Origin of the sequence: Metalysinibacillus jejuensis (assembly GCF_003057615.1) — a bacterium.
Classification (GTDB): Bacteria; Bacillota; Bacilli; order Bacillales_A; family Planococcaceae; genus Metalysinibacillus; species Metalysinibacillus jejuensis.
In genome coordinates this window covers 1-7,422 of the sequence record NZ_QAFW01000072.1, presented here as the reverse complement: position 1 = coordinate 7,422, position 7,422 = coordinate 1, and the positions used below count along the sequence as shown (strand labels likewise).

Below are 7,422 nucleotides of genomic sequence, written 5' to 3'. Positions count from 1 at the left end.
GATTCCATTCCACTAAAGAAATGTTGTATTTACTTCCAATCTTAATGAACATTTCTTTTGCAAAATCAGATAATTCATTGTCAAAAACTTGTATCCGATATTTCACAACCAGTACAAGATGATAATGCATTAAGAATACTGAATGATTATTACTATCTAATTTCATTGTGATATCAATCCTTTGTTACATCTAAGACTGATTATATTATAAGCTTTGGCTAAAGCCAACCGAAATTCATCTCTCACCTACTCATTGGTGCTATTCGCACCTTCACATTCCTTGAGGATGGGAGACTTCTTTCGGAAAGACGTTAAAAATGGTCGCCTGTGCCACTAAGCCAACGTCGCCGTAGCCCGCTTGTACCGCGTGAAACGTGCGCATTTTGTCTTGTTCAAGCACTTTCATTTCCACCGCTAAATTGGCGTCGGTGTAATAGTCCACTTCCACTTCGCGTACGAACGCTTTCTTTTCTTCCCAGTCCAGCAGCTCCACTTGGTACTGCACGCCTTGATGCAAATAAATGGCCTCTTCATGAAGGAGTGTCATCGCACTATGGCGGTCCATTTCACCGATGACGCGCGCGCTGCCTGTTACCGACTGGTCAATGATGACGACGTTTTCCTGTGCGGCTGCACGCAAGCTAATCGTTTGTGCGGGGAAGCGGTCGCTCATCCAGTACCACTGCTCACTCGTTTTAACGAGCACGCCTTCTTCTGCTAAATACGCAAGCAGTTCTTGCACGTCATACTCGCCGTAGCTATCGTCAGTCGAAAACGGCAACTCAAACGCTGCGCATTTTAAATGGTCCATTAAAATCATCATATTTTCGGGATAAATGAGCGCTTCTTCTGGCGACTGCCCGAGTAAAAAATCGGGATGCGCCATAATGTATTGATCAAGTGCGGTTGACTGCGCTACGTAAACGATTAACGCATCGTCTTGCCTGCGCCCTGCACGCCCCGCTTGTTGCCACGCACTCGCCACTGTCCCTGGGTAGCCCGTCATAATGCAAGCTTGCAGCTGCCCGATATCAATACCAAGCTCAAGCGCATTGGTACTCACTACCGTACGAATGCGCCCTTCTCGCAAGCCGCGCTCAATTTGACGGCGCTCCGTCGGCAAATAGCCACCGCGGTAGCCCATGACAGAATCGTCGTTCACTTTATGTTTCGTGAGCGCTTGTAAATACGTCACGATGCGCTCGACAGTGACGCGACTGCGCGCAAAAACAATGGTCTGAATGCCTGCTTTGTACAACTCTTTCGCCAGGTCACTCACTTCAAGCACCGCACTTTTGCGCACGCCAAATACCGGATTGGTAATCGGCGGGTTGTAAAAGACAAACGTCTTTTTGCCAACAGGCGCACCAGACGTAGCAATAATTTCATGCGGCGTATTCGTTAAACGCTCCGCTAATTCTTTCGGGTTTTGAATGGTCGCCGACGTGCAAATAATTGTAGGGTTCGCGCCGTAAAACGCACAGATGCGCTGCAAACGACGCAACACATGCGCCACGTGACTACCAAACACCCCTTTATACGTATGAAGCTCATCAATGACGATAAACTTTAAGTTTTCAAAAAGTGCCACCCATTTCGTATGATGCGGCAAAATACCCGCGTGCAACATATCAGGGTTCGTCATGACAATATGCCCGGCTTTACGCACTTTTTGGCGCAGCGTCGGGGCGGTATCGCCGTCATACGTATACGTTAAAATGGGCGCTTCGGTCGCTTCAATAAGGGCGGTAAGGTCCGTTAACTGATCTTGCGCGAGCGCCTTAGTCGGAAATAAGTATAGCGCGCGGGCACTGTCATCATGCAAAATCGTCTGTAAAACAGGTAAATGATAACAGTACGACTTGCCAGAAGCGGTCGGCGTAATGGCGGTGAATGACGTACCTGTCATCGCTAGATCAAATGCGCGGCGCTGATGCGAGTACAGCTTGTCGATGCCGCGTGCATGGAGCGCTTGCACGAGCGAAGGGTGCATCGCTTCAGGGAATGCGTCGTAGCGCGCGGGCTTTTCAGGTAGCGTTTTAATGTGGCGAATCGTATCGTGATGCGTTTGTTGCCACGCTTCTAGTAGCGCCGCAATCGTTTGTTTTTGCATAAGCCGCTCCTTTCTATAAGTGTTTGCGGAAGTTATTTAACGTATAACGAGCCGCAATAACCGTATCGGTAAAGCGCTTTTTACTCGTTTCTTTATAAAAAGATTGCACAATGACTTGATTTAATTGCTCACGTGCCGATGCAATTTGTACAGCGTGCACATATTTTTGTGGGTGCGCAGTGAGCCATGCGACAGCCTCGTCTGCCCACGCATCAACTTTAGGTTGCCAGTAATCCGCATACGGCTTAACGTCTTCAAAAAAATCGGGTGATTGATCCATCTCGCGCATCGTCGTAAAACGCGTTAAACACGTTTCGCATAGGTCGATAAGCGCGGTCGTTTGTTGTTGTAATTGCAATTTGTCACACCTTCCTTTTTGTTATCATATATCGAACGTATATTCTTTACAACCGCTATACTTTTTGTTACGATTTTTCGATGAAATGCGCTATGCTAGCACTATAAGGAGATGAGTTAATGATCCGTTATCCGAACGGCAAACCTTTTCGCAAAGCCGAAACAACAGCGCCCGCCGCACAAAAGATGTCGTATGGCAACCGCGGACAATCGCTAGAGGATGACCTCAACGAAACGAATCGCTACTACCTCGCACACGACATCGCGATCATTCACAAAAAGCCTGTGCCCGTCCAAATCGTTAAAGTCGACTATCCCGCGCGTAGTGCCGCGGTCATAAGAGAAGCGTATTTTCGCACGCCGTCGACAACCGACTACAACGGCGTTTGGCAAGGCAAGGCTATTGATTTTGAAGCAAAGGAAACGAAAAATAAAACGTCCTTTCCACTAAGCAACATTCACGAGCATCAGATGCAACATATGGCGGCTGTCGCACGTCACGGAGGTATCGTCTTTTTTATCATCCGCTTTTCCATATTAGCGCGCACGTATTTTATGCCGTATGAGGCGGTCGTGCCCTACTGGGAAGCGATGCAAAAAGGCGGTCGCAAATCCATTCCGCTTCGTCAATTTGAGACGAGCGGCACATTACTACCCGCTGGCTATATGCCACGCATCGACTACGTCGCCTGTTTACGTAGTCTAGAAAGTGAGGAGACACGACATGACTGAACAAAAACGGTCACGTGCAGATGCACACAAACGAAAACGAACAAAAAACGAAAAACCGCCAACTGCGCGTAAAGGGCTCTTTAAAAAAATTTTCCTATCCTTAGTAGCGCTAGGCGTCGTCATGCTGCTAGCGGGCGTTGGGCTTTTTGCGTATTACGTAAGCTCTGCCCCGAAGCTTGACGAAAATTTATTAAAAGACCCATTGTCGTCGGTATTTCATGATAAAAACGGCGATGTCTTTGCGACGATCGGTGCCGAAAACCGTGAGTATATTAAATATGAAGACATCCCGCAAGAAATGGTCGATGCCATTATCGCGACAGAAGACGTGCGTTTCTTTGAACATAGCGGCATGGACTTTTACCGCTTAGGTGGCGCCATTTTAGCCAACTTTACGCGCGGCTTCGGGGCAGAAGGTGCGAGTACCATCACCCAACAAGTCGTCAAAAACTCATTTTTACAAAACGAGAAAAAATTAAAGCGTAAAGCGCAAGAAGCATGGCTTGCCTTTCAATTAGAGCGCGCTTACTCCAAAGAGGAAATCTTTGAGATGTACTTTAATAAAGTGTTAATGTCAGGTCGCATTTACGGCTTTGGCACAGGCGCAAAATATTTTTACAATAAACAGTTAAGCGAACTCACTTTGCCAGAGCGCGCCTTACTTGCGGGGATGCCACAAGCACCAAATGGCTACAACCCGCTGAAGTTTCCTGAGGATGCTAAATTCCGCCGCGATATCGTGCTTAGCTTAATGGCACAGCACGGTAAAATTACAGAGGCACAAATGAAAGAAGCGCAGCAAGCAAGCATTACAGAAGGCTTAACGACCGAAGAGCAACGCCTCGCTGTTGTCGGCTCAAAATACGATGCCTTCCTTGATGTAGTCATTAGCGAGCTAGAAGAAAACGGCGAAGGCACAGCACTTGCTGAAGGCATTACCGTTTATACAACGCTTGATCCAAACGCCCAGCAACAAGTTGAGCGCGTACTTAATACAGACGAGCTATTCCCTACGGAAAAAATCCAATCAGGTTTAACCGTAGTAGATACGACAACAGGTGCCATCCAAGCGATTGGTGGCGGACGTCATTACGGCGCAGAGCGCGGCTTTAACTACGCAACGGACTCCATTCAACAACCAGGGTCAACGATGAAGCCACTGACGGTTTACGGCCCAGCTATTGAATATAAAAACTGGTCAACCGGTCACGCACTCGTCGACGAACCAACGACGTATAGTGGCGGCATGAGCGTCAACAACGTAGATATGAGCTACCTCGGCACGTTAACGATGCGTCAAGCGCTTTATATGTCGCGTAATACGACAGCGGTTAAAGCGTTCCAACAAGTAGGGGCTGATAATTCCCTTAACTTTATTAAAGGGCTTGGCATCACGCCAAAAGATAATCATTTAGTGGAGTCAGATGCCCTAGGTGGCGGTATGGCCAACGTTTCTACTACACAATTAGCAGGCGCTTATGCCGCATTTGGTAACGAAGGGGTATACCATAAACCGTATGCCATCGAAAAAATCGTCTACCGCGACGGCGTAACCGAAAAATCGTTTAAGCCAAAATCCAACGTTGCGATGAGCGACTACACTGCTTATATGGTAACGGATATGCTGCGCGATGTAGTTAACGGTACACCAGGTGCATCAGGTGCACTCGCTAACGTACCGGGCATTGATGTTGCAGGTAAAACAGGTACGACTAACTACTCTGACGATGAGCTGCGCAGTTACGGCTTACGTAGCGACGCTGTACCTGAAACGTGGTTTGCGGGCTATACGACGCAGTACGCCATTGCAATTTGGAGCGGTTACGAAAAACGTTCGGACGCAATGACAAGCTGGGAAGAACGTAACTTACCACAAGTGTTATTTAGCGAAATTATGGGTAGCATTTCCGATAACCCGAGCCGCTTCACGAAGCCAAGCTCTGTTGTCGAAGCTACCATCGAAGTTGGCACTAACCCTGTGCAGTTAGCGAGCGCGGGCACACCAGCTGATAAGCGTCGCACCGAGCTATTTGTCAGCGGCACAGAGCCAACGCAAGTATCAACGAATTACGAAGAAAAAGAGGAAGCGTTAGAAGCACCGAGCGTTTCGGCAACATTAGAAGAGACACAGCTCGCAATTAGCTGGACGCATAGCAGTAAAGACGCAAGCTTTGAAGTCGCGGTTGACGGCATGAACGTTACGACGACAAAAGATAACAGCTTTACAACGACAGTATCTGGTACAGCTGACAGCTATACGGTAACGGTTGTCGCAATTGTGGATGGCAAGCGAAGCCCAGCTGGTTCGGTTACGGTAACGGTAACGACAGCAGAGCCTGAAACGCCAGAAGTCGAAGAACCAACAACACCTGAACCTGAGGAGCAACCAGAAACACCAGAGGAACCGACAAAGCCTGAGGACAACGGTAACACCGAACAACCACCAGACAATAACGGCAACAATGGCAATGCGGGTAACGGTAATGGCAACGCCCCTGCACCAGGTGGCAATAATGGCGGTACGACACCACCTGCCACACCGACACCACCAAAACAACCAGAGGCGCAGCAAACACCGCCAGCACCTCCGACACAATCCTAACGAAAGTCCCAAATGTGCACCTCACATTTGGGATTTTTTTGCATAATGCTAATAATTAAACACTCGCTTCCCCCTGTCGATAATAGTTAAGACGAGGAGGCAACATATGCGTAACTGGAAATCGATTACAATTATTTTTGCATTTATTCTTATTTTATTTAGCGCACGTCTCGCATGGAATGCCTATTTCAGTCCAAGCGAACAACCTTACCCCATCGACGGCGAACTGGATTTACGCGACATTCCCTTCGATGATCAGCGTAAAGTGACGCTTGACGGAGAGTGGGACATTGCCCCGCTACAAACGACGGTGCTGCCGCTAACCATTCAGCCGCTCGTCGAAAACGCCATTCGCCACGGGGTTGCCAAACAAGCAAAAGGTACCCTTACCATTCGCGTGAGCCCTGAAGGCGTCGTAACGGTGAAAGATGACGGCATCGGTATGGCCCAGCAGTTTGCCGATACGCTGTTGACGCGCAACTTCTCTAAAGAGACGGGCATTGGCATTCGCAATACCCATTTGCGTCTTAAAAAACAATACGGAAGCGGCCTATCCGTTAAAACGGCACCAGGCGAAGGCACCGCCTTTAGCTTTACGCTACCGCTTACTTAACCGACAACATCCCCTATTTACGGGGGGTGTTGTTTTTTTGTAGCTAAGCGCGCGTGCGACAGATGTATAAATTAGGATGAAATTCCATATAGACAAGGCTATAATTGTAGAGGATAGGAGGTTTTGACATGACGATTTTTAGCAATAACGTGAAAACAAAAAAACAGCTTAGCAAAAAAGGGGCATTAGGCGCGCTTTCTGCTCCTGCACCCGTGAGCACGCATAAACGCGAGCCTGTACATGTCGCGATGTTTAGTGGCGGGGCGGCTTCTGCTTATGTAGCGTATTATATCGTTCAAAAATACGGTAAAGAAAACTGTATTTTATTTTTTACAGACACCTTATGGGAAGATGCGGACAACTACCGCTTTATGGAGGAAGTAGCGGAGTATATCGGCTTGCCGATTACATATCGCATTGACGGGCGCACACCAGAGGAAGTCTTTTTTGAACAAAAGTTTTTAGGTAACTCGCGCATGGCAAAATGTTCTGAAGAACTCAAAGTACGCCAAACGCTTATCTTTTTAGAAGAGCTACGCGATGACGAACTGCGCGAGCCTATTTTGTACTTTGGCATTGGTGGACACGAGGCACACCGAGCGGTCAACTTAAAAAACTTTTATGAGCATAACCCGATCGAGCCGATTGAAACCCGCTTCCCGATGCTCGAAACCTTTACCGAAGACCTTGACGCAAAAGCGATCATTCGCGATGAGTGGCGCATTGCGTTACCGCGCATGTATGGGCTTGGCTTCTCACACGCCAACTGTTCAGGACGCTGCGTACGCGGAGGGCTCGGTCACTACGCCTTACTTTACAAAGTTTGGCCCGAGCAATACGCCGAACAAGAAGCGATGGAAGAACGCTTCCGCACGAAATTTAACGACTTTCCGAAAGAAGTCTCCCAACCTCAAGGAGTGTGAAGGTGCGAATAGCACCAATGAGTAGGTGGGAGATGAATTTCGGTTGGCTTTAGCCAAAGAATTTGGTAAAATATAGACATAA

Annotated in this window: 6 protein-coding genes and 1 pseudogene; 4 read left to right on the top strand and 3 right to left on the bottom strand. The window is 48.0% G+C overall.

The window, feature by feature from the left end:
* The 3 genes and pseudogenes from DDE80_RS13190 to DDE80_RS13180 form a co-directional block, all read right to left on the bottom strand.
* Positions 1 to 166: transposase (locus DDE80_RS13190; RefSeq protein WP_201261524.1), on the bottom strand; the 166-nt coding region annotated here is incomplete at its 3' end.
* A gap of 147 nt (positions 167 to 313) precedes the next feature.
* Positions 314 to 2,113, bottom strand: a pseudogene (locus tag DDE80_RS13185) (DEAD/DEAH box helicase); the annotation flags it as partial.
* Positions 2,114 to 2,126: 13 nt separating this feature from the next.
* Positions 2,127 to 2,471, bottom strand: a complete 345-nt coding sequence (locus DDE80_RS13180) for a YppE family protein (protein ID WP_108308360.1) — start codon at positions 2,469 to 2,471, stop codon at positions 2,127 to 2,129.
* 119 nt (positions 2,472 to 2,590) lie between these two features.
* Between DDE80_RS13180 and recU the strand changes: the two genes are divergently transcribed.
* From recU to DDE80_RS13160, 4 genes are all read left to right on the top strand, one after another.
* Positions 2,591 to 3,202 (top strand): Holliday junction resolvase RecU, encoded by a 612-nt coding sequence (gene recU, locus DDE80_RS13175; RefSeq protein WP_108308358.1) that lies wholly within the window; start codon positions 2,591 to 2,593, stop codon positions 3,200 to 3,202.
* The gene (locus tag DDE80_RS13170; RefSeq protein ID WP_108308356.1) at positions 3,195 to 5,804 is read left to right on the top strand and encodes a transglycosylase domain-containing protein; all 2,610 of its coding nucleotides are present in this window, start codon (positions 3,195 to 3,197) and stop codon (positions 5,802 to 5,804) included. Before recU ends, DDE80_RS13170 begins: the two co-directional genes overlap by 8 nt.
* A 106-nt stretch (positions 5,805 to 5,910) precedes the next feature.
* A complete protein-coding gene (locus tag DDE80_RS13165) occupies positions 5,911 to 6,417 on the top strand; it encodes a sensor histidine kinase (RefSeq protein ID WP_108308355.1) in 507 nt (168 codons plus the stop codon).
* A 128-nt stretch (positions 6,418 to 6,545) separates the two neighbouring features.
* Positions 6,546 to 7,340, top strand: a complete 795-nt coding sequence (locus DDE80_RS13160; RefSeq protein ID WP_235612344.1) for a phosphoadenosine phosphosulfate reductase domain-containing protein — start codon at positions 6,546 to 6,548, stop codon at positions 7,338 to 7,340.
* The last annotated feature ends 82 nt before the right edge of the window (positions 7,341 to 7,422 follow it).

Excerpts from the sequence above, each read along its gene's own strand:
- recU (WP_108308358.1), top strand. The coding sequence starts at position 2,591 with ATGATCCGTTATCCGAACGGCAAACCTTTTCGCAAAGCCGAAACAACA.
- DDE80_RS13165 (WP_108308355.1), top strand. The coding sequence starts at position 5,911 with ATGCGTAACTGGAAATCGATTACAATTATTTTTGCATTTATTCTTATT.
- DDE80_RS13170 (WP_108308356.1), top strand. The coding sequence starts at position 3,195 with ATGACTGAACAAAAACGGTCACGTGCAGATGCACACAAACGAAAACGA.
- DDE80_RS13160 (WP_235612344.1), top strand. The coding sequence starts at position 6,546 with ATGACGATTTTTAGCAATAACGTGAAAACAAAAAAACAGCTTAGCAAA.